Here is a 21,100-nt window from a genome sequence, read left to right on the forward strand (position 1 = left end):
AAACCGCTTGCACGCTTCTGAACCGCTGGCTATTGGCGCGCCTCCAGCATGGATCGGCCTTCCCGAACGGCCTTAGAAAACGATCCATACTCCTAGTCGGGGAGTAGCTCAGCCTGGTAGAGCACTGCCTTCGGGAGGCAGGGGCCGGAGGTTCGAATCCTCTCTCCCCGACCATTCACATCCCTTTGCAAACACCTCCGAAAGGAGGTCCAGGCTCGCCACGGGTCATTGGCCTATTCCGGTATTAGTCCGATGGGCTGGCCGGGCTTCCCCCTTTATCCCTGATCTCCTCGGCATCGGCCGACTGCCCGCCGCCTGAGTGCCATTCGTCCATGTGGCCATTTCGTCTGCGAGCGGTCCTCCCGCCAAGCCCATCTCGGCGCGCCACGTTTCGACGGACGCGCCGGAGGCTGTGTGTCAGTCCACTTCCCGCGTGATCGGATAACGGAGCACGAAGGGATGTCCCGGCCCGGCTTGCGCGTAGAGCCAGGTGAGCCGCGCGTCGGGATCGGCCGCGAAGGCCGGGTCGTCGTGCAGTTTTGCCTCGAACGCGGCCTTCACCTCAGGCTGGGTCGCCAGCACATATTCCCCGAGTTTGGCGACGACGAAGGCATCCGTATCGGGGGCGGGGGCAAGCATCTCTGGGAAGAAGCCCCAGGCCAGGAACGAGTCCTGGCTTTCCGGCTCGAGCAGCGCTGCGGCCAGCAGCCCTAGTGGCTGATCGGCGGGCACTCGCACGCTGCCGACCGGCATCACCTGCTCGGCGCGGTCGTGCGCGAAGCCTGCGCTGATCGGATAGCGGCCCTCCTTGGGCTGCGTCACCTTGGGGTCGATCAATCGGACCTGATCGACGGTCAGCGTTTTGGGGGCGGCGATCGTCTCGAACGCGATGCCGTGCAGACGCAGACGCTCGATGACTTCGGTCTGTTCGCGCGGGACCCACCACGCCTTGGGCAGGCGAACCGTCTCGGTCGGGATCTGGCCGATGATCGGCATGCGGAAGGTGATCGGCTTGGCCAGCCAGCGCTGTTCTCGGCGACCCGAGGCGGGCGACACATAGGTGTCGAACGCCACGCCCTTGAAGTCTTCGACCCAGCCGATGGGCGTGGGCGCGGGCTTCCAGCGGGTCAGCAGTTCGGCCGGACGGCTGGCGCGATCCTCGGCCTTGGCGGCGGCGATGCGGGCGGCGTCGGTGCCCGCGATCGTCAGCGCCGCCTCCATCAGGACATAGGTGCCCAGCACGCGCCGCCGATAGGGCTTCAGCATATGGTTCTCGACCAGCACCGTCGGCATTCCGATGAAGTCGCCGTAACCGGTCGAATAGCGCGGTCCTTCGGGGCTGTAGCGGATGCCTTTGTCCGGCTGGCGCGTGTCGATCGGGCTGGGATAGATGGTCGGGACATGTCCGGCCTTGGTCAGCGCCTGGGACACCGACGGGCCGAAGCGGCTTTCCAGCCAACCGGCGGTCGCGCGATGCCGGGCGTATGTGCCCCAACCGGCATAGGTGAAGGTCACGTCATACTGCATGTCGAAGCCTTCGCTGACATGGCAGTCGACATAGAGGATCGGGTCGAGCGACCGGATCAGCCCGACCATCGCCCGCGATTCCGGCGCATCGAGCTTGGCATAGTCGCGGTTGAGGTCGATATCGCGGGCGTTCGCGTCGCGGCCCTTTTCGGCGGGGCCGCGAATATGCGGATAATTATAGGCGCTGCGCTGTTCGTGGCCATCGATATTGTAGACCGGCACGAAGACCAGATCGACCTTGTCGAGCAAATTGTCCTTGCCGCGCAGTGCAATGTCGCGGAGCAGCATCAGCCCGGCATCCTTGCCGTCGATCTCGCCCGAGTGGATGCCGCCCTGGATCAGAACGACGGGTTTGGCTGCGCCCCCCTTGCTGGCGCGGACATAGATCATCTCGCGCCCTTCGGTGGTACGGCCGAAGCTCTTCACGGTGATGAGCGTGGAGGCGGCGGCGAGACGGTCCAGCCAGGCGCGCACCTCGACATAGCTGGGCGTCGTGCGGAACCCTGCTGCCTCTGCCGGCGTGATCCAGGGATCGCCCGCTGGGACGATCAGCCGCTCGCTTGCCCCCTTCCACGGCATGGCGGGGGGAAGGATTTCGCTGGCGAGAGAGCGAGGCGCGACGTCGGCGGCAACGGCCGGGGCTGCGATCACAGCCGCCAGTGCGGCGATGGCTTGGATGAGTGGTCGGGAAACGAGAAATGCGGCCTGATGCAAGATCGATGTCCACCATGATGAAGATACGCAGATACCGCTGCTATATCCTCAGTGTAGAGACAATATAACATTTCTTTTGCATTGGTGTCATTTACAGCGGGCAGGCACGACCTGTTTCGCCGTCGGAGCGGCGGGCGATGTCGGGGCAGGGTCGACGCTTGGTCGGCGAGGATCACCCGGCAAAAAAAAGGGCCCCGACTGTGCGTCGGAGCCCGTAGGGGAGGGAAGGGAAAAAAAGGCTTAGAAGGTGCCGCGCAGGCCGATCAGGAACTGGCGACCCGGCTTGTACTGGGTGAAGGTAGCGTTCTCGAACTGGAAATAGGAGCGCAGCGTCGCATTGGTCAGGTTGGCGACGTTGATGGTCAGCTGCGGCGCGCCCTTCATCCCGAAGATCTTGTCGAGGTCGAACGCCGACGAGAAGTCGTAGGTGGTATAGTCGGTGCCGAACAGGGCGGCGGCCGGAATGCCGTTCTGCGCCGCGCCGCTGTTCTGCGAGCCCTGGCGCGAGGTCGTGGCCAAGCGCAGCATCACGCCGTTCTTCTCGTAATAGGCGGTGATGTTGTAGGTGAAGGGCGCGACACCGAAGGCGATGGCCGGGCCATTGCTGGTCTGATCGACGATGGTGGCATTGGCATTGAAGCCGAAGCCGGTGATGCCGAGCGGACGGGTCAGGAAGTCGAGCGGCTGCACCCACTGGAATTCCAGGCCGTTGATGGTCAGCTTGTTGGGCACGTTGACCTGCGAAGTGACCTGCACCTGCGCCTGGGACGGACCACCGCGCGAGTTGATCGCGATCTGCTGCGTCGGATTCAGCGTGTCATAGGTGATGCCATATTGCGCCAGATTGGAGAAAGGCACCGTGCTGATCGCGGTGGTGGTGAAACCCTCGATCGACTTGCGGAAGGCGTTGAAACTGATCACGCCCTCGCGGCCGGTATAATATTCAAAGCCCAGATCGAGATTGGTCGACAGATAGGGCGCCAGCGCCGGATTGCCGATCGATGCCTGGTCGGCCGAGGGCGCGCCGAAATTGATACCGGGCAACTGCGCCGAGGGGTCGGGTCGCGTCATCGTCCGCGAGCCCGCGACACGCACCACCGCATGTTCGCCGATGTCATAGGCGAAGGTCGCGGCGGGCAGCCATTCCGAATAGACGTTGCGGGTGGTCGCGATGTTGATCAGGCTGGGATAGCGGCTGCCGTCGGGCAGCGTGCCGCCGCTGGCCGTCGTGTTGCGCGGATCGGGTAGCGAGACACGGCCCGAAATCGTCTGGATCGTGTTGACGTAACGCAGGCCGACATTGAAGCGCAGCGTGTTGCCGCCCAGCTCCTGTGATCCGTTGACGGTCGCGAAGGCCGATTTCACGACCTCGCGGATGAAGCCCGCGCTCGCGCCGGTGTTCGCGCCGCCATTCTCCGGCGCATTGTCATGGTAGAATTGATAGTTGGTCGCCTTCTGGAAGGCGGGCCAGTCGACCGTCACGAAGCCGGCGGGGCCAGGCATCAGATAGCTGGGCGCGGCGCTGTTGGGGACCAGCGAGCCGCCATAGCTGACCGGGCCGCTCAGCCCGGAGGTGAAGCCGGTGCCGTAACCCGGATAGGTCGGATAGCCCGCAGGCGCCGCCCCCGGCGCGTTCAGCCCGGCACAGGGCGGCTGCGAATTGGGTGAGGGGACCGAGACGTTGGGATTGTTGCCGCAGACCGCGTTCTGCCAATATTGGCTGTTGTCGAAGCCCCGGATCTGACGCGACGTATCGTCATAGGCGCCGCCGACCTTCAGGTTGAGCGCGGTGTCGCCCCAGGTCAGGTCGCCGCGCAGCCCCTTGTTGATGTTGAGACGGCGTTCGTCCTGCAGGTTGACGCGGCTGCCCGCATACCAGCCGAAATTCTTCGGATCGTTCAGGTCCAGTCCGCTGGTGATCGTCGGAATGCCGCCCGTATTGGAATAGGTCACGGTGTTGCCGACGCCCAGCGGTGTGGTCATGCCGACGGTCGGGCTTTCGCGGTGGAAAGTCGAGCGCGCGTAATTGCCCTGGAAGTTCAGCTTCAGCTTGTCGTTGATCTCCCACTCGCCGCCCGGATTGACGCTCCAGAGGTGCGTCGTCTCGGTATAGGGGCGGAATTCGTCGAAGAACTGAACATTGGCGAAGGTGCCGCCGGTCACCGTGCAGCCCGCGCTGCAATCCGACTTGTCGAAGGTCAACTTGGTCGGGATGGCCGCGCCGTTGCGGACGATCCAGGCCATGTCCTCGCGGATCAGCTCGTTCTTCTTGAAGCCGTACAGACCGTCGACATAGAAATGCAGCGTGTCGGTCGGGCGATATTCGGCGCTGACGATCGCATTGATGCGGTCGCGGGGGCCACGAATGCTGGCTTGGCGACCCAGGCGCGGGAGCAGGCCGTTGTCGATCTGCTGGATGGTCGCGCCGGGATTGTTGGCGAGCAGGAACGCGCTGTCGATCGTGGTGCCCGGAACCAGGCCCGCGCCCGCGCCGGTCGGCACCGTCGAGGGGATGGTCCAGTTGCCGCCGCCGATGCTGTTGCAGACGTTGTTTGCGCCGCACTGCGCGGCGGTCAGCGCGGGGTTGGTGTAGCCGATCGTCTCGAACCCGCGCGTATCGGTGAAGATGCGCTGCGCGGAGACACCCGCCAGGATACCGAAGGTGTCGTTGCGCCAGCTGCCGATCAGCGAGCCGCGCGCGCCGATCCGGTCCTCGGGCGTCTGCTTGGTGCCCTGGACGTTATAGGCCAGGAACGGCCCGCTGCGGTCGAACGGACGGGCCGAGCGCAGGTCGATATTGCCAGCAGCACCACCTTCCAGCAGGTCGGCGGTATAGCTCTTGTTGACGGTCAGCTTGGTGAAGAGATCGGTCGGAAAGAAGCTGAGGTCGACCGAGCGATCGGTCCCTTGCGCGTCGGTGGCACCCGACGAGGCGACCGCGATCGGCGCGCCGTTCAGCGTGACGTTGGTGAAGTTGGAACCCAAGCCGCGAATGGCGACGTTGGTGCCTTCACCGGTCACGTCGCGGGTGATGGTCACGCCGGGAATGCGGTTGAAGGATTCGGCGATATTGGTGTCGGGGAACTTGCCGATATCCTCGGCAAAGATCGAGTCGGTGAAGCCGGTCGAGGCGCGCTTGGCGTTAGTCGACTTGGCCAGGCTCGAGCGATAGCCGGTGACGACGATATCCTCGCTCGACGTGCCTTGGCTGTCGATCTGGGGCGCGGGTTGGGCAGCGGGGCCATTGTCCTGGCCGTCTGCGGGCACCTGTTCCTGCGGCGGGGCGACCGCCTGCGCCATGGCGGTGGAGGCACTCATCGCGCCGACCGCTGTCGCGCAGAGCAGGGCGATACGGCGCAGGCGGATGGGGGGCACGGGCTTCATCTCAGATCCTCTCCATGGGTCCGCTGTCGTTCGTTGCGACATGCGGGAAATTCGTTTGACGATGGGTCAGGCGGGGATTTCGGAGCGACACAGGACCACGCACGACCTGCTATGTCGGTGTGCGCGGAGCACCCCGATCCTGGGACACAGGACACCGGACAGATCCGGCCATGCTATCGTGGAAACCATTCCGCTTCCCCTCCCAACCGTCTTATGCGGCTATCTCTGATAGCGCTATCGATACGCCTATTGGTTAGTGAGTCAAATACAAACTGGTCAGGCCGGACCCGATGAACCGTTATTCATGCCGGTGTGGCATGGTGGCATCTGCCATCCCGTCATAATTCGCTGATCCAGAAGTATTTTATACGGATACTCCGGGTGCGTGATGATATCGGTGCTGGCCCGACCAAAGCCGGCCGCTGCGCACCGCGCATCGTGGGGTGACGCGAGGGGTAATGGGCGTTCGTGGACGCTATTGCCCGTTCAGGCCGGGGGCAGGGTAATCAATGGGCCTGCCCCGGCGCATGGGGGAACTGCTGGGCCTTGTACCAGGCGAGATCATGCTCGGGCGGTCGTACGCCATCGGGCAGGGGGCGGTGGTTGACCGACATCCAATAGGCCAGGCTGGCATCCCGCCACCAGCGCGCCTCGCGCTCCTGAATAGCGAGGTAGGTGGCCGTCTTCTGCCAGCGTTCCGCGTCGATCTTGTCGCGCAAGCCATCCCATTGCCGCTGCATTCCGGCGACATAGGCGACTCCGCGATCATAATGGGCGACCAGATCCTCCCACAGGGTGCGGCCGTCCTTCATGCGATAGTCCCAGGGCAGATGGTGGAACCAGAGCAGCATCGACTCGGGCGTCGTACCCGGCTTGGCAAAGGCCTTGGCGACCGGACCGGCATATTGGCCGACCGCGTCGCTGCCCGTCGCCGTCCGGTCGAAGCCGATGCCGTTCGCATCGGCGCGGTGATAATAGACCGGGTTCCATTCGGGCCGCGCCAGCTCTGATACCCAGGGCCCCGGCCCATAATGATGACCCGTCGCCATCAGGTGCGCCAGACCCAGCGCACCGGTGTAATCCACCACCGCCTCGCGCGAACCCATCATCATGGCGGTGACGGTATCGACGACCTGCCGGTCGGTGCCGAAGGTCTGCTCGACCCAGTCGCGTGCGATGCTCTGCGCCGACAGATCGGGGTCCCAGGCCAGGCGGCCGAAAGCGTACCAATTGGCCTGGTTGAAGGTCGATCCGCTCCAGTCGCGATCGCGCCCGATATTGGCGACGCCCGCCATGCCGGTCAGCGCGTGATGCTCGGCCGTGCCATCCACCACATCGGCGATGGTTTCACCCGGCTTCCACCCGGTCTTGGCGTCCAGCGTCTCGGCAAAGAGCGGGCCGAGATAGGCGAGATGGGTCGCAAAGCCCAGATATTCCTTGGTAATCTGGAACTCGATCATCAACGGCGTGCGCGGCATCGCCCCGAAGAGCGGATGGAAGGGCTCGCGCGGCTGGAAGTCGATCGCGCCGTTCTTCACCTGCACCAGCACATTGTCGGCGAACTGGCCGTCGAGCGGCTTGAACTCGGTATAGGCCTGTTTGGCGCGGTCCTCGGGGTCGGTTTCGGCATAGACGAAGGCGCGCCACATCACGATGCCGCCATGCGGCTTCACCGCGGCGGCAAGCATGTTCGCGCCGTCGGCATGACTGGCGCCATAGTCGCGCGGGCCGGGCTGTCCCTCGCTGTTCGCCTTGACCAGGAAACCGCCGAAATCGGGGATGGCGCGGTAGATTTCGTCCGCCTTGGCCTTCCACCATGCTGCCACTGCAGGATCGCGCGGGTCGGCGGTCTTCAGGCCGCCCAGCTCGATCGGCGCGGAGAATTTGACCGAGAGATAGACCTTGATGCCCCAGGGCCGGAAGACGTCCGCCAGCGCTGCCGCCTTGGCGATATAGGGCGCGGTCAGGCTGTCGGCCTTGGCATTGACGTTGTTGAGGACGGTGCCGTTGATCCCGATCGAGGCGTTGGCCCGCGCATAATCGGTGTAGCGCGGGTCCTTGAAGTCGGGGAGCGTCCACCAGTCCCAGAGCGACTGGCCCGCATAGCCACGCTCGATCGAGCCATCGAGATTGTCCCAGTGGTTCAGGACGCGCAGCTTCACCTTGGGCGCCGATCGCAGGTTCAACGCATCGGCCTTGTCGCCCGTGGCGAGGTGACGGATCAGCGCGAAGGCGCCGTAGAGCGCGCCCCGATCGCTATTGCCCGCCACCAATATCATGCGCTGGCCGTTGAGCGTCACGTTGCGGACCAGATAGCCCTCATCGCCCAATGCCTCGAACGGCAGCTTTAGTGGGCGCAGGGCAGGGGCGGCGGCGGTCGCTAGCAGGATCGGCAGCGTACCGCCCGGCACGGCGCGGCGCAGTTCGGCCTCAGCCAGGGTCAACGTCGCCGAGTCGCCCAGCCGCGTCACGGTCGCCTGAGCGGTGGCTGGTGCCTGCGCCCTCAACCAAAGCGCATAGCCGTCCTCGGCAGCTGCCGGGCTCACTGCTATGACCAATGAGACAGACAGCGCTCCGATCAGCGTGCGGAACCGGGTCATGCCATTCTCTCCTGTTGCACCGCCGATTGACAAGCCGGTGCTTGGGGCTCACGTTACCGCTATCAGACCAATTGGCAAGTCGGGTTGAGACGGCTGCCTGACAGGAGGGGCCGTCATGACCCGCAGGCCGCATTATCCGCGTCGCGCCGAACCCCGCGTCTTGTCCGCCGTCATGCCCGCCGCCGCCTGAAGGACACGCCCATGCCCAAGATTGTTGCCGCCCGCCTGATCGTCACCTCGCCGGGGCGAAATTTCGTCACGCTGAAGATCGAATGCGATGATGGCACCACCGGACTGGGCGACGCCACGCTCAACGGCCGCGAACTGGCGGTGGCGAGCTATCTGCAGGATCATGTCATCCCCTGCCTGATCGGCCGCGACGCGCACCGGATCGAGGATATCTGGCAGTTCCTTTACAAGGGCGCCTATTGGCGGCGCGGGCCGGTGACGATGACCGCGATCGCGGCGGTCGACATGGGGCTGTGGGACATCAAGGGCAAGATCGCCGGGCTGCCAGTCTATCAGCTGCTCGGCGGGGCGTCGCGTGAGGCGTGTCTGGTCTATTGCCACGCCAACGGCACCACGATCGAGGATACGATCGCCACCGCCATCGCGCACCGGGACGAAGGCTATCGCGCGATCCGCCTGCAATGCGGCGTGCCGGGCCTCGCCTCTACCTATGGCGTTGCCAAGGCGGGGCAGCGTTACGAACCCGCCGATGCCGACCTGCCCAGCGAAAGCGTCTGGTCGACCGAGAAATATCTGCGCGTCGTGCCGGAGCTGTTCGCGGCGGCGCGCGAGGCGCTGGGCTGGGACGTGCATCTGCTCCACGACGTCCATCACCGCCTGACCCCGATCGAGGCGGCGCGGCTGGGCAAGGATCTGGAGCCCTATCGCCCCTTCTGGATCGAGGATGCGACCCCGGCGGAGAATCAGGACGCCTTCCGCCTGATCCGCGAGCATACGACGACGCCGCTGGCGGTCGGCGAGGTGTTCAACTCGATCTGGGACACCAAGCATCTGATCGAGAACCAGCTGATCGACTATATCCGCGCCACCGTCGTCCATGCGGGCGGCATCACCCATCTGCGCCGTATCGCGGGGCTGGCCGACCTGTATCAGGTGCGCACCGGCTGTCACGGCGCGACCGACCTGTCGCCCGTCACCATGGCGGCGGCGCTGCATTTCGGCCTGTCGGTGCCCAATTTCGGCATCCAGGAGCATATGCCGCACACCGAGGAGACCGACGCGGTCTTCCCGCATCATTACCGGTTCGAGGACGGCATGATGCACCCCGGCGACGCGCCGGGCCTGGGCGTCGAGATCGACGAGGCGCTGGCCGCGACCTATTTATACAAGCGCGCCTATCTGCCCGTGAACCGGCTGGAGGACGGCACGCTGTGGAGCTGGTGAGATGAGCGACCTGATGGAGGCCGCCGCCACCGCGCCCGAAACCGCCGCCCATGCCATCCCGCCGCCGCGTGGTCGGGTGCGTTGGGTTATTTGCGGGCTGCTCTTCGCGGCCGTGGTGCTGAGTTATATCGACCGGCTGGTGCTGGGCGTGCTGAAGCCCCAGCTGTCGGCGCTCTATGGCTGGACCAATAGCGGCTATGGCGACATCACCGGTTATTTCCAGGTCGCGTACGGTCTGGGCTTCCTGCTCTTTGGCTGGCTGATCGACCGGATCGGGCCGCGCGCGGGCTATCTGCTGGCGATGGGGGCATGGACGGTCGGGCATTTCGCGCAGACGCTGGTGACCTCGACCACCGGCTTCGCGCTGGCCCGCATTCCGCTGGCCTTTGGCGAGGCGGGAACCTTTCCCTCGGCATTGGCCGCCGCGTCGCAATGGTTTCCCAAGAAGGAGCGCGCGCTGGCGATCGGCATCTTCAATGCCGGGGCCAATGTCGGCGCGGTCGTCACGCCGCTGCTGATCGGCTTCCTGATCGCCGATCTGGTGCTCGACTGGCGCTGGGCGTTTATCATCACGGGGTCGTTCAACCTCGTCTGGCTGACCGCCTGGTGGCGGCTTTATCACCCGCCGCACACCCATCCGCATATCACGCCCGAGGAACGCGCCTGGATCGAGGCGGAGCCCGTGGAGACGGCGGGCCGCGCTGGTTTCCTGACGGTGATGCGCCACCGCGAGGCCTGGTCCTATATGACCGGGCGGTTCCTGATCGATCCGGTGTGGTGGACCTTCCTGTTCTGGTTGCCCGACTTTTTTCACAGCCGCTACGGCTATGACCTGAAGAGCTTCGGGCCGCCGCTGGTCGCCATCTATATCATGGCCGATGTCGGGGCGATCGTCGGCGGCTGGTATAGCTCGCGACTGCTCAAGCACGGTGTCGAGACCGGTCGTGCGCGCAAGCGGGCGATGTTCGCCTGTGCGCTGTTCGCGCTGCCGGTGATGTTTGCAGCCCAAGCGAGCAGCATCTGGATCGCGGTGGCGATGATCGGCCTGGCCTGTGCCGCGCATCAAGGCTTCTCGACCAACCTCTTCGCGCTGCCCGGCGACCAGTTTCCGCGCTATGCGCAGGGTACGCTGATCGGGCTGGGCGGTTTTTCCGGCGCGGTGGGCGGCTTCATCGCGTCCAAGGCGCTGGGCGCTTTGCTCGACCGGGTGGGGAGCTATCAGCCCTTCTTCATCGCCTGTGGCGCGGCGTATCTGGTCGCGCTTCTCGTCTTCCACCTGCTCAATCCGCGCTATCGCGACGTGCGGATCGGCAGGGACTGAGGCGGTGGACGATCCCGTTCGGGATGGTCCACCGCCCGGATCATGGGATCAATGGGTATAGTGCAAAGAGGGGCGGTCCGGCGAAAGGCCGCTCGGTGCCAGCTTGGTATTCAGCACCCAGCCGACATTGTCGTTCTCGTCGGCGACTTCCCACCACAGGCCGTTCTTGGTGCCCGTCGGATAGACGGTCGATCCGGCGGGAATGGTGCGGATGACCTTGCCCGCCGCGGATGCGCTGCTGCGCAGGGCGATATCGGCCTGTGCCGTGAACGTCTTGGCGGGGGCCGCTTCCGCCGTTCCGGCGGCTCCGGGCGTCAGCAGGCCCAGGCCGCTGACCAGCTTGGAATAGGCCTGGATGAACGACAAGGTCACGACGCGACCGATATCGGTATTGTCATAACCACCGCCCACGGCCCCTGCGACCGCGAAGAAGCCGCCGCCGCCCAGCGCCAGGTTGTTCTTGGCGGCATAGCCTTCCTCGGTCGCAATCGTCTCGGTCGTGCGGACGTTGGTGAGCGAAAGGACGGTGTTGGCCTCCATCTTCTTGGACTTGATGCCGCCGAGCAGACCGCCGACGCGTCCGCCCAGAAGGCCGCCGATCCCCGCCACGGCTCCGCCGCCGCTGGCGTCTGAATTGGCGCCCTGAACCTCGGCGACCAGCACATAGTCCGCCGCCTTCACCTGGCCCTGGCCGACATTCGACCCGCGTTGCAGCCCCAGATTGCCGCCCAGCGCGCGTTCGCGCTCCGCCGCGTTCAGGCCCGCGCCGCGGTCGACCAGATTGAAGCAGCCCGAACGCTGGACCAGCACCTTGAGCAGCTTGGACGGAGGAGCGAGGTTCCAGGCGCCCGTCACGCTGGACGTGTCGCCGTCGACGATCGAAAGCGTGCCCAGTTTGCGCGTGCAATGCGGCACGTCATTGGCCGTGGCTTCCTGAAGGCGCTGTCCACTGGTCGGCTTGGCAAGCTTTTGTGCACTGAGCGGGCCGGCGGCGATAAGGCCCAGGCTGGCGATAACGGTGGCGACGGACGATTTGATCACGCTATGCTCCCCAACAACGCGCACGATCCCAGGGATTGCAGCCCCCCGACCGTGCATCCTGCGGCAGGCGTCTAGCACTTCAGCGCAGGACAGGCTAGGCGCTGCGGGATTATGACCACGCCGCTCGACAAGATTCGCAACTTCTCCATCATCGCGCATATCGACCATGGTAAGTCGACACTGGCCGATCGCCTGATCCAGTTCACCGGCGGCCTGACCGACCGCGAGATGAGCGAGCAGGTTCTCGATAACATGGAGATCGAGAAGGAACGCGGTATCACCATCAAGGCGCAGACCGTGCGCCTGGCTTACAAGGCGCAGGACGGCGAGACCTATACGCTGAACCTGATGGACACGCCGGGCCATGTCGACTTCGCCTATGAGGTCAGCCGGTCGCTGGCCGCGTGCGAAGGCGCGCTCCTCGTCGTCGATGCCGCGCAGGGTGTCGAGGCGCAGACGCTGGCCAATGTCTATCAGTCGATCGAGCACGACCATGAAATCGTGCCCGTCATCAACAAGATCGACCTGCCCGCCGCCGAACCCGAAAAGGTCCGCGCCGAGATCGAGGACGTGATCGGCATCGACGCGTCGGGCGCGGTGCTGGCCAGCGCCAAGTCGGGCATCGGCATCGGCGACATCCTGGAAGCGATCGTCAAGAATATCCCTGCGCCCAAAGGCGACGCGACCGCGCCGCTGAAGGCGATGCTGGTCGACAGCTGGTATGACCCCTATCTGGGCGTCGTCATCCTGGTCCGCGTGATGGAAGGCACCCTGAAAAAGGGGCAGCAGATCAAGTTCATGCAGGCGGGCACGACCCATCTGATCGACCGCGTCGGCTGCTTCCGTCCGAAGATCGAGCAGCTGACCGAACTGGGCGTGGGCGAGATCGGCTTCATCACCGCGCAGATCAAGGACGTGGCGCAGGCGCGCGTCGGCGACACGCTGACCGACGCCAAGAAGCCGACCGAGCAGGCGCTGCCGGGCTTCAAGGAAGTCCAGCCGGTCGTGTTCTGCGGCCTGTTTCCGGTCGACGCCAACGACTTCGAGAAGCTGCGCGAGTCGATCAGCAAACTGCGGCTGAACGACGCCTCGTTCAGCTTCGAAATGGAAACCTCGGCCGCGCTGGGCTTCGGTTTTCGTTGCGGCTTCCTGGGCCTGCTGCATCTGGAAATCATCCAGGAGCGGCTGACCCGCGAGTACGACCTCGACCTCATCACCACCGCGCCGTCGGTCGTCTATCAGATCGAGTTGACCCATGGCGGCGGTCAGATCGATCTGCACAACCCGGCCGACATGCCCGATCCCAACAAGATCGAGTCGATCAGCGAGCCGTGGATCGAGGCGACCATCTATGTCCCCGACGAATATCTGGGCAGCATCCTGAAGCTGTGCCAGGACCGTCGCGGCATCCAGAAGAACCTGACCTATGTCGGCGGGCGCGCGCAGGCGACCTATGAACTGCCGCTCAATGAAGTCGTGTTCGATTTCTACGACCGGCTGAAGTCGCTGTCGAAGGGCTATGCCAGCTTCGATTATCACCAGATCGGCTATCGCGAGGGGGACCTCGTGAAGATGTCGATCCTGGTCAATGAAGAGCCGGTCGACGCGCTGTCGATGATCGTCCATCGCGGCACCGCCGAGACGCGCGGGCGCGGCATGTGCGAGCGGTTGAAGGAACTGATCCCACGCCACTTGTTCAAGATCCCGATCCAAGCGGCGATCGGCGGCAAGGTGATCGCGCGCGAGACGATCAGTGCGATGCGCAAGGACGTGACCGCCAAATGTTACGGCGGCGACGCAACACGTAAGCGCAAGCTTTTGGAAAAGCAGAAAAAGGGTAAGGCGAAGATGCGCGAGTATGGCTCGGTCAGCATCCCGCAGGAAGCGTTCATCGCGGCGCTCCGCATGGGCGACGAGGCGTAAACCTTCATTCCTCCCCTGCAAGGGGAGGGGGACCATGCGAAGCATGGTGGAGGGGTGTCACCATTGGCGAGGGACACCTCGCTGGCCTGGACACCCCTCCGTCAGGCCTGCGGCCTGCCACCTCCCCTTGCAGGGGAGGAATTTGGGTCCCTATCCAAAGGAATAAAATCGTTCCTTGTGCGTTACAGCCCATTGACGCCATCAAGGCGAAAAGGGGAACGCCGATGATGGGATTGCGATTGGCCGCGCTGATCGGTGCATGGTGCGTGTCGGCGCCGATTGTCGCTCAGGACCGAGCGCCCTTGGTCCTAGCCGCCGCCAGCCTTCAGGAATCGATGAGCGCCGCCGCCGATGCCTGGGCGAAGAAGGGGCATCCGCGCCCCGTCATCTCCTTTGCCGCCTCTTCAGCGCTCGCGCGGCAGGTGCAGGCGGGCGGCAAGGCCGATCTGTTCGCCTCCGCGGATGAAGAATGGATGGATGTCCTGCAGAAGGGCGGCCTGCTCGCCGACAAGACGCGCAGCGCCTTTCTGGGCAACCGCTTAGTCGTGATCGCGCCTGCGGGCAAGGGCAGACAGGTGACCACGCGCACGCTGGGCAAGACGCTCTCCGCCGGACCGCTCGCCATGGCGGATACCGACAGCGTGCCCGCCGGCAAATATGGCAGGGCCGCGCTCGAAAAGCTCGGTGCCTGGACGATGGTCGCACCCCGTGTCGTGCGCGCCGAGAATGTCCGCGCGGCGCTGGCCCTCGTCGAGCGGGGAGCGGCTCCCTATGGCATCGTCTATGCCACCGATGCCAAGGCGTCGCCGCGTGTCCACGTCGTCGGACTGTTCCCGGCGGCAAGCCATCCGCCGATCACCTATCCGCTCGCCCGGCTGAAAGCCTCGACCAACCCGGAGGGCGAGCGCTTCCGCCGCTTCCTGCTGTCGGGCGAAGGCAAGGCGATCTTCCGCCGCTATGGTTTCGCGACACGATGACGGCATGATGCTGTCGGCTGAGGAATGGGGGATCGTTCGCCTGTCGCTGCTGGTCGGCGGCACGGCGATGCTCGTAACGCTGCCGATCGCGTTCGTCCTGGCCTGGGCCCTGGCGCGGGGGCGGTTTCCGGGGCGGGTGCTGCTCGACGGGATCGTGCATCTGCCGCTGGTCGTCCCGCCGGTCGTCACCGGCTGGGTGCTGCTGCTCGCCTTCGGGCCGGAAGGGCCGGTCGGACGCTGGCTGGCGGAGTGGTTCGGGGTCAGCGTGCTGTTCCGCTGGACGGGGGCGGCCATCGCGGCGGGGGTCATGGCGTTGCCGCTGGTCGTGCGCGCCATCCGCCTGTCGATCGATGCGGTCGACCCCCGGCTGGAGCAGGCCGCCCGGACATTGGGGGCGGGGCGGGCACGGGTCTTCGCCACCATCACCCTGCCGCTCTGTGCACCCGGTGTGCTGGCGGGGCTGGTGCTAGGCTTTGCGCGCTCGATCGGGGAGTTCGGGGCGACGATCACCTTCGTCTCCAACGTGCCCGGCGAGACGGCGACCCTGCCGCTGGCCATTTATTCCGCGCTTCAGCGGCCGGGCGGCGAAGAGATGGTATGGCGGCTGGCCAGCGTGTCGGTGGTGTTGTCGCTGGTCGCGCTGGTCGCCTCCGAATGGCTGGCGCGGCGCATGGGGCGGGGGCTGCATGTCCTTTGACGTCGACGTCACGGTGCGGCGCGGCGAGGTGCGGATTTCGGCCTGCTTCGCCACCGGGCCGGGGGCAACCGTGTTGTTCGGTCCGTCGGGGGTGGGCAAGACCACCATCCTGCAAATGGTCGCCGGGCTCGTCCGGCCGGATACGGGCCATGTCCGGGTCGCGGGCGAGACGCTGTTTGATGCCGCGGCCCGGATTGATATGCGCCCCGAGCATCGCCGCATCGGCTATGTCTTTCAGGAGCCGCGCCTGTTCCCGCATCGGCGGGTCGCGGCCAATCTGCGTTATGGCATGCCCAGCGGCGGCGGCGGCGATTGGGACGGCGTGATCGCGATGCTGGGGATCGGCCATCTGCTCGATCGCTGGCCGCGCAGCCTGTCCGGTGGCGAGGCGCGGCGCGTGGCGATCGGCCGGGCCTTGCTGAGCGATCCGCGCGTGCTGCTGCTGGATGAGCCGCTATCGTCGCTCGATCGGGCGCGGCGGGGGGAGATACTCGACGCGCTGGTCGCGGTGCGCGACCGAACCGGTATCCCGATCCTGATGGTGACGCACGATCCCGAAGAGGCTGAGCGGATCGCCACGGATATCGTCCGGCTCTGATCAGCACCACAATACGCGGTTGACCAGATGCGGCCGGGCGCAGGCGCGTTCGGGCAGAGGAAACGGCTGGCCCGGCCGCCACAAGTTCAGACGGCGCTGGATCTCGGGCATTTCGGAATCGATGACCGCCAACGAATTGCCATCGCCATAGCGCGTGCCGCTGCGATAGCGCAGCACCGGCGCATAGCGGCCTGCCGACCCCAGGCGGTAGACGGTCATCCAGAAGCCGAAGGGCGCATTCCCGGTCGGCTCGGCGGACACGATCGCGCCTTGCAACGGGCCCTTGGCGATGTAGCGGACCTCCTGATTGTTGTTATGGCCGGTCATCAGTTGAAAAACGCGGACGAAGCCATCGCGGGCCCGGTCGTAGCTCAGGGCGACGCGACCGACACGCTGATCGCCATTGACGCCGTACATGCTCGCCGCCTCGACCCAGAGGAGCGGGCGATCGGGGCGGGGATGGATGATCCGCGCGGCGAGCAGGAAGTGCGGCTGGAAAAACACGCCCTTGTCGCCAGGCGAGGCGACCATGCCGTCAAGTGACGGGCGGCAGGTCTTGCCGCCATCACGGGTAAGGCACAGGTGAAGCGGCCCCGGCGCTTTCTCGCCGAGCGGGTCCTCGACATCGGCGCCTTGCGTTACCCGCAACTGCCAACCGGGAGGCAGGCCGAAGGGTTGGGACAGATTGACGGACGGTATCGGCCTGGGTGTCGCGGCGCCGCTTGCCACGCCCAGGGCCAGCAGTGCCGCTCCGATCACTCCGTGCATCGCCCGTCCACCCGCTGATGCCCCAGAGTGTAGCAAGGGATGTGGCCGGACCATGAATGCGGAGTGACATTCACGCCAGCCGGTGTGGCTCCGTCAGAACAAGGTGGTCAGCAGCACGCCGCCGATGATCGCCACGCCCGACAGGATCTGCCGCGCGCCCAGTCGCTCGCGGAACAGGCGATGCCCGGCCATGGCGGCGATCGGCGCTTCGATGATGCCCAACGCCCGGACCGGCGCGGCGGGCGACAGGGCAAGCGCCACGAACCAGCCCGCCGAGGCGCAGGCCCCGCACAGCCCCGCGCCCAACGACGGCCGCCAGCGTCGCGCCACCTCGGCCAAGGTCGCTGGATCGCGCCAAGCGAGGATCAGGCTCATCGCGACGGTCTGCATCGCCTGAACGACGGCGACGCAGACCAGCGCGGCAAAGACCGGGTGCGCGGGGTCCAGCGCCAGCGCGGCATGGCGAAAGGCGTTGAGCGAAAAGCCGAAGAACAGCCCCGAGGCCAGCCCCATCGCCGCCCCGATCAGCGACGCCCGGCGTTGCTCGGGCGGCGGCCAGGACAGGGCGACCAGCCCGATGGTGGTGATGACGACCCCGACCCAGGCGATGGTACTGATCCGGTCCTGATAGACGATCAGGCCGAGCAGGGCCGCCAGCGGCAGCGAACTCTGCTGGAGCGCGGTGCCGACCGCGAAGCCGGATCGCTGCATCGCATCTAGCAGGGCGGCGGTCGCCAACACCTGCGACGTGGCACCGACGATGGCCGAGAGCCAGAAAGCGCCGCCCCAGTGGAGATCGGCGCCCGGCATGACGAGATGGCCGACCGTGACGAACAGGATCGAGAATGGCAGGCCGAACAGAAACCGGACCAGCGTCGCGCCCCATGGTCCCGAGGACGACATGACCCCACGCTGAAGGGCATTGCGCCCGACCTGGAAGACCGAGGCGGCGATGGTGGCGGGAATCCACAAGGGGTTCGACATGGGTGCGTTCGTCCGGTCGGCGGGGCGTGGAGTGCCCCAAAACGAAAAGAGCGGCCCGTTGCCGGACCGCTCCTTCGTGCTTCGTCGCGTGTCCTCGGATGGCTTGCGCGATCCGAGGCGGCCCGCAATCAGCGCTTCGAGAACTGGAAGCTGCGACGCGCCTTGGCGCGGCCATACTTCTTACGCTCGACGGTACGGCTGTCGCGGGTCAGGAAGCCAGCGGCCTTGACCGGAGCGCGCAGAACCGGCTCGAACTTGGTCAGAGCCTGGCTGATGCCGTGCTTGACCGCACCGGCCTGGCCCGACAGACCGCCGCCCTTGACGGTGCAGATCACGTCATACTGACCTTCGCGCTCGGTGATGCCGAACACCTGGTTGATGACGAGACGCAGCGTCGGACGTGCGAAATACACTTCCTGGTCACGACCGTTGATCGTGATCTTGCCCGAACCCGGCTTCAGCCAGACGCGAGCGACGGCGTCCTTACGACGACCGGTCGCATAGGCGCGGCCGAACTTGTCCAGTTCCTGCTGACGCAGCGGGGTGGTGCTAACGCGCTCGGCGGGAGCGGCAGGCGCTTCACCGGCAGCGGCGGTCTGCGCCGGAGCGGCAGCGGCCTGCTGGTTCAGGGTGGCGCCGAGATCGGCGAGCGACTGGCGGTTATCGGACATTATGCGCCCACCTTGTTCTTGCGGTTCATCGACGCGATGTCGAGGACTTCGGGGTTCTGAGCGGCGTGCGGATGCTCGGTGCCGGCGAAGATACGCAGGTTGCGCATCTGCTGACGGCCCAGCGGGCCACGCGGGATCATGCGCTCGACGGCCTTTTCCAGGACGCGCTCGGGGAAGCGGCCTTCCAGGACCTTGGCGGCGGTGATGCCCTTGATACCACCGGCATAACCGGTGTGCTTGTAGTACACCTTCTGACCCAGCTTGTTGCCGGTGAAGCGCACCTTGTCCGCGTTGATGACGATGACATTGTCACCGCAGTCGACGTGCGGGGTGAACGACGTCTTGTGCTTACCGCGCAGGATGTTCGCGATGATGGTGGCGGCACGGCCGACAACCAGACCGTCGGCGTCGACGATATGCCACTTCTTCTCCACCTCGTGCGGCTTGGCCGCCTTGGTGGTCTTCATGAGCGCCTTCATGGGCGTGAGACCTTTCGGTTTGAAATGCAACACGCCGCCCATGAACCCGGACGGCGCGAACGAGGGTCCAATGCTGGAGGGCCCCCAAAATGTCAAGCAAAGTGGGCCTTTGCTGACGGGTATTATAATACCTTATGATTTTAGGCAGTGCGTCCCAGCCGGTGCGCGGCGGCGGTTGCGGCGATCAGCAGGAGCGCGGCATTGGCCTGATGCGCGACCGCGATATCGATCTGCACGCCCGACAGAAGCGTGGCGATGCCGAGGCCGATCTGGACCGCGACCAGCACGATCACCAGCCACCCGGCCCGCAATGCGCCGCCCCGGATCGCACGCGCCGCCATCCAGACCAGCATCCCCGCCGCCGCGAAGGCGAACCAGCGATGGATGAACTGCACCACCACGGGATTGTCAAAGGCATTGGCGATGGCGGGTGACATCATCGGCGTACCCGCCGGAAACCACGCGTCCCCCATCAGCGGCCAGCTGGAAAAGGCATAGCCCGCGTCCAGCCCGGCGGTCAGCGCGCCGAACATCAGCTGGACGAACAGCGTCAGCACCGCGCCTGCGCCCAGCCAGGTCAGCCGGGCAGGGGCCGCCAGCCGATTGCGATGCAGCGCCGTCAGGTCGAGCGCGGTCCACATGATGCCCGCCAGGATGAACAATGCGGTCAGCAGGTGGACGGTCAGCCGGATATGGCTGACGTCGGTCCGCTCGACGAGGCCCGAGGCGACCATCCACCAGCCGATCGCACCCTGTAGCCCGCCCAGCGCCAGCAGCGCGACCAGGCGCGGCTTGTAGCCGACCGGAATGGCCTTCCTCGCCCAGAACCAGATCAGCGGCAGGGCAAAGGCCATGCCGATCACCCGGCCCAGCACCCGGTGCAGATATTCCCAGAAGAAGATCGCCTTGAACCCGGCCAGCGTCATGTCGCGGTTGAAGGTCCAATATTCGGGGATGCGCTTGTAATTGGCGAACTCGGCCTGCCACTGCGCGTCGGTCAGCGGCGGCACGATCCCGGTGATCGGCTTCCACTCGGTGATCGACAGACCGCTATTGGTCAGGCGCGTGATCCCGCCGACCACGACCATGGCGACGATCAGTCCGGCGACCGCGAAGAGCCAGCGGGCGAGGCTGCGGGGGCGGGCGGTAATCATGAAGGCGGGGCTCGGTTGCAGCATGATGCCCTTAATAGGGTTTCGCGCCCGCGTGCGATAGTGGACCGAATGCCCCGCCGCCGAGACCTTGCCCGCCGGGGCGGCACCGCCTAAATCCCCTCCATGGCGCATGCTCACACCCATCAGGAGCCCCAAGGGGCCGACCTCTCCGTTGCGGCGAAGGCTACGCTGGAACGCGCCGGGGAACAGTGGACGGCGATGCGCGCGAGCGTGTTCGAGGCGCTGGCCGGATTCGACAAGCCCGCCTCGGCCTATGACATCGCCGATGTCATGTCGCAGTCGCAGGGGCGGCGCGTGGCGGCGAACAGCGTCTATCGCATCCTCGATCTGTTCGTTGGCGCCAATCTGGCCCGCCGGGTGGAGAGCGCCAATGCCTATGTCGCCAACGCGCATCCCGACTGCCTGCACGACTGCATCTTCCTGGTCTGCGACACATGCGGGCAGATCACCCATATCGACGACGATCGCCTGACCGGCGCAGTTCGCGATGCGGCGGTCGGCGCCGGGTTCCGGCCGGAGCGTCCCGTCATCGAAGTGCGTGGTCGCTGCGCGGACTGTTCCAAGGGCTGAGCCTTCGAAACTCCTCCCCGGTACGGGGAGGTGGCAGCGCACAGCGCTGACGGAGGGGGACTTCCTCAAAGGTCATCGTTTGGGGCACGCCCCCTCCACCAGCTTCGCTGGTCCCCCTCCCCGTGCCGGGGAGGATGATTCTCTTCGGGCGAGACAGTCGCTCATCCCCCTAAACCCGCCCGCCTAACGCACGTATCATTTTGCGACATTGACACGCGGGAAAAAACGCGGGATGAATGCTGGTAACGTTACCAGAAA

16 protein-coding genes and 1 tRNA gene are annotated in these 21,100 nt (G+C 65.6%); 8 read left to right on the forward strand and 9 right to left on the reverse strand.

Annotated elements, in window-relative coordinates; translation table 11 throughout:
* The first annotated feature begins 97 nt into the window (after positions 1–97).
* A tRNA-Pro gene (locus SB4_RS05190) sits at positions 98–174 on the forward strand.
* 243 nt (positions 175–417) lie between these two features.
* Here the strand turns inward: SB4_RS05190 and SB4_RS05195 are convergent.
* The 3 genes from SB4_RS05195 to SB4_RS05205 all read right to left on the reverse strand — a co-directional run bounded on the left by SB4_RS05195 (position 418) and on the right by SB4_RS05205 (position 8,225).
* Positions 418–2,178, reverse strand: coding sequence for a M14 family metallopeptidase (locus SB4_RS05195; RefSeq protein ID WP_058751711.1), 1,761 nt, complete (start codon positions 2,176–2,178; stop codon positions 418–420).
* Between the two features lie 303 nt (positions 2,179–2,481).
* Complete coding sequence (locus SB4_RS05200) at positions 2,482–5,625, reverse strand: TonB-dependent receptor (protein ID WP_058751712.1); 3,144 nt, start codon at positions 5,623–5,625, stop codon at positions 2,482–2,484.
* A gap of 506 nt (positions 5,626–6,131) precedes the next feature.
* A complete protein-coding gene (locus tag SB4_RS05205) occupies positions 6,132–8,225 on the reverse strand; it encodes an alpha-glucuronidase family glycosyl hydrolase (RefSeq protein ID WP_058751713.1) in 2,094 nt (697 codons plus the stop codon).
* A gap of 201 nt (positions 8,226–8,426) precedes the next feature.
* Between SB4_RS05205 and manD the strand changes: the two genes are divergently transcribed.
* Positions 8,427–9,638 carry a D-mannonate dehydratase ManD gene (gene manD, locus SB4_RS05210; protein ID WP_058751714.1) on the forward strand — a complete coding sequence of 404 codons (1,212 nt, stop codon included), beginning with the start codon at positions 8,427–8,429 and terminating at the stop codon, positions 9,636–9,638.
* Between the two features lies 1 nt (position 9,639).
* A complete protein-coding gene (locus SB4_RS05215; RefSeq protein ID WP_082669985.1) occupies positions 9,640–10,959 on the forward strand; it encodes an MFS transporter in 1,320 nt (439 codons plus the stop codon).
* A 48-nt stretch (positions 10,960–11,007) separates the two neighbouring features.
* Here SB4_RS05215 and SB4_RS05220 read toward each other — a convergent pair whose 3' ends face one another.
* The gene (locus SB4_RS05220) at positions 11,008–12,000 is read right to left on the reverse strand and encodes an SH3 domain-containing protein (RefSeq protein WP_338110861.1); all 993 of its coding nucleotides are present in this window, start codon (positions 11,998–12,000) and stop codon (positions 11,008–11,010) included.
* 111 nt (positions 12,001–12,111) lie between these two features.
* Here SB4_RS05220 and lepA point away from each other — a divergent pair, with 111 nt between their 5' ends.
* The 4 genes from lepA to SB4_RS05240 all read left to right on the forward strand — a co-directional run bounded on the left by lepA (position 12,112) and on the right by SB4_RS05240 (position 16,195).
* A complete protein-coding gene (lepA, locus tag SB4_RS05225) occupies positions 12,112–13,923 on the forward strand; it encodes a translation elongation factor 4 (RefSeq protein WP_058751715.1) in 1,812 nt (603 codons plus the stop codon).
* Between the two features lie 224 nt (positions 13,924–14,147).
* Complete coding sequence (gene modA, locus SB4_RS05230) at positions 14,148–14,900, forward strand: molybdate ABC transporter substrate-binding protein (RefSeq protein WP_058751716.1); 753 nt, start codon at positions 14,148–14,150, stop codon at positions 14,898–14,900.
* Between the two features lie 7 nt (positions 14,901–14,907).
* A complete protein-coding gene (gene modB / locus SB4_RS05235; RefSeq protein ID WP_058751732.1) occupies positions 14,908–15,597 on the forward strand; it encodes a molybdate ABC transporter permease subunit in 690 nt (229 codons plus the stop codon).
* Positions 15,587–16,195 carry an ATP-binding cassette domain-containing protein gene (locus tag SB4_RS05240; RefSeq protein ID WP_058751717.1) on the forward strand — a complete coding sequence of 203 codons (609 nt, stop codon included), beginning with the start codon at positions 15,587–15,589 and terminating at the stop codon, positions 16,193–16,195. Before modB ends, SB4_RS05240 begins: the two co-directional genes overlap by 11 nt.
* Here SB4_RS05240 and SB4_RS05245 read toward each other — a convergent pair whose 3' ends face one another.
* The 5 genes from SB4_RS05245 to SB4_RS05265 form a co-directional block, all read right to left on the reverse strand.
* Positions 16,196–16,963 carry a hypothetical protein gene (locus SB4_RS05245; RefSeq protein ID WP_153006077.1) on the reverse strand — a complete coding sequence of 256 codons (768 nt, stop codon included), beginning with the start codon at positions 16,961–16,963 and terminating at the stop codon, positions 16,196–16,198.
* 93 nt (positions 16,964–17,056) lie between these two features.
* Positions 17,057–17,947, reverse strand: a complete 891-nt coding sequence (locus tag SB4_RS05250; protein WP_058751719.1) for a DMT family transporter — start codon at positions 17,945–17,947, stop codon at positions 17,057–17,059.
* Positions 17,948–18,075: 128 nt separating this feature from the next.
* Entirely contained in the window at positions 18,076–18,618 is a 543-nt protein-coding gene (gene rpsI, locus SB4_RS05255) for a 30S ribosomal protein S9 (RefSeq protein WP_061778995.1), read from the reverse strand.
* Entirely contained in the window at positions 18,618–19,097 is a 480-nt protein-coding gene (rplM, locus tag SB4_RS05260; RefSeq protein ID WP_042488064.1) for a 50S ribosomal protein L13, read from the reverse strand. The genes rpsI and rplM overlap by 1 nt, the downstream gene beginning before the upstream one ends.
* Positions 19,098–19,237: 140 nt before the next feature.
* Complete coding sequence (locus SB4_RS05265) at positions 19,238–20,275, reverse strand: COX15/CtaA family protein (RefSeq protein ID WP_241488489.1); 1,038 nt, start codon at positions 20,273–20,275, stop codon at positions 19,238–19,240.
* A 99-nt stretch (positions 20,276–20,374) separates the two neighbouring features.
* Here SB4_RS05265 and SB4_RS05270 point away from each other — a divergent pair, with 99 nt between their 5' ends.
* The gene (locus tag SB4_RS05270) at positions 20,375–20,842 is read left to right on the forward strand and encodes a Fur family transcriptional regulator (protein ID WP_058716072.1); all 468 of its coding nucleotides are present in this window, start codon (positions 20,375–20,377) and stop codon (positions 20,840–20,842) included.
* The last annotated feature ends 258 nt before the right edge of the window (positions 20,843–21,100 follow it).

Source organism: Sphingomonas sanguinis (assembly GCF_001476905.1).
GTDB lineage: Bacteria > Pseudomonadota > Alphaproteobacteria > Sphingomonadales > Sphingomonadaceae > Sphingomonas > Sphingomonas sanguinis_B.

Coding starts and splice junctions, on each gene's coding strand:
- SB4_RS05200 (WP_058751712.1), bottom strand. CDS start 5,625: ATGAAGCCCGTGCCCCCCATCCGCCTGCGCCGTATCGCCCTGCTCTGC.
- SB4_RS05205 (WP_058751713.1), bottom strand. CDS start 8,225: ATGACCCGGTTCCGCACGCTGATCGGAGCGCTGTCTGTCTCATTGGTC.
- manD (WP_058751714.1), top strand. CDS start 8,427: ATGCCCAAGATTGTTGCCGCCCGCCTGATCGTCACCTCGCCGGGGCGA.
- SB4_RS05215 (WP_082669985.1), top strand. CDS start 9,640: ATGAGCGACCTGATGGAGGCCGCCGCCACCGCGCCCGAAACCGCCGCC.
- lepA (WP_058751715.1), top strand. CDS start 12,112: ATGACCACGCCGCTCGACAAGATTCGCAACTTCTCCATCATCGCGCAT.
- modA (WP_058751716.1), top strand. CDS start 14,148: ATGATGGGATTGCGATTGGCCGCGCTGATCGGTGCATGGTGCGTGTCG.
- modB (WP_058751732.1), top strand. CDS start 14,908: ATGCTGTCGGCTGAGGAATGGGGGATCGTTCGCCTGTCGCTGCTGGTC.
- SB4_RS05240 (WP_058751717.1), top strand. CDS start 15,587: ATGTCCTTTGACGTCGACGTCACGGTGCGGCGCGGCGAGGTGCGGATT.
- SB4_RS05245 (WP_153006077.1), bottom strand. CDS start 16,963: ATGCACGGAGTGATCGGAGCGGCACTGCTGGCCCTGGGCGTGGCAAGC.
- SB4_RS05250 (WP_058751719.1), bottom strand. CDS start 17,947: ATGTCGAACCCCTTGTGGATTCCCGCCACCATCGCCGCCTCGGTCTTC.
- rpsI (WP_061778995.1), bottom strand. CDS start 18,618: ATGTCCGATAACCGCCAGTCGCTCGCCGATCTCGGCGCCACCCTGAAC.
- rplM (WP_042488064.1), bottom strand. CDS start 19,097: ATGAAGGCGCTCATGAAGACCACCAAGGCGGCCAAGCCGCACGAGGTG.
- SB4_RS05265 (WP_241488489.1), bottom strand. CDS start 20,275: ATGCTGCAACCGAGCCCCGCCTTCATGATTACCGCCCGCCCCCGCAGC.
- SB4_RS05270 (WP_058716072.1), top strand. CDS start 20,375: ATGGCGCATGCTCACACCCATCAGGAGCCCCAAGGGGCCGACCTCTCC.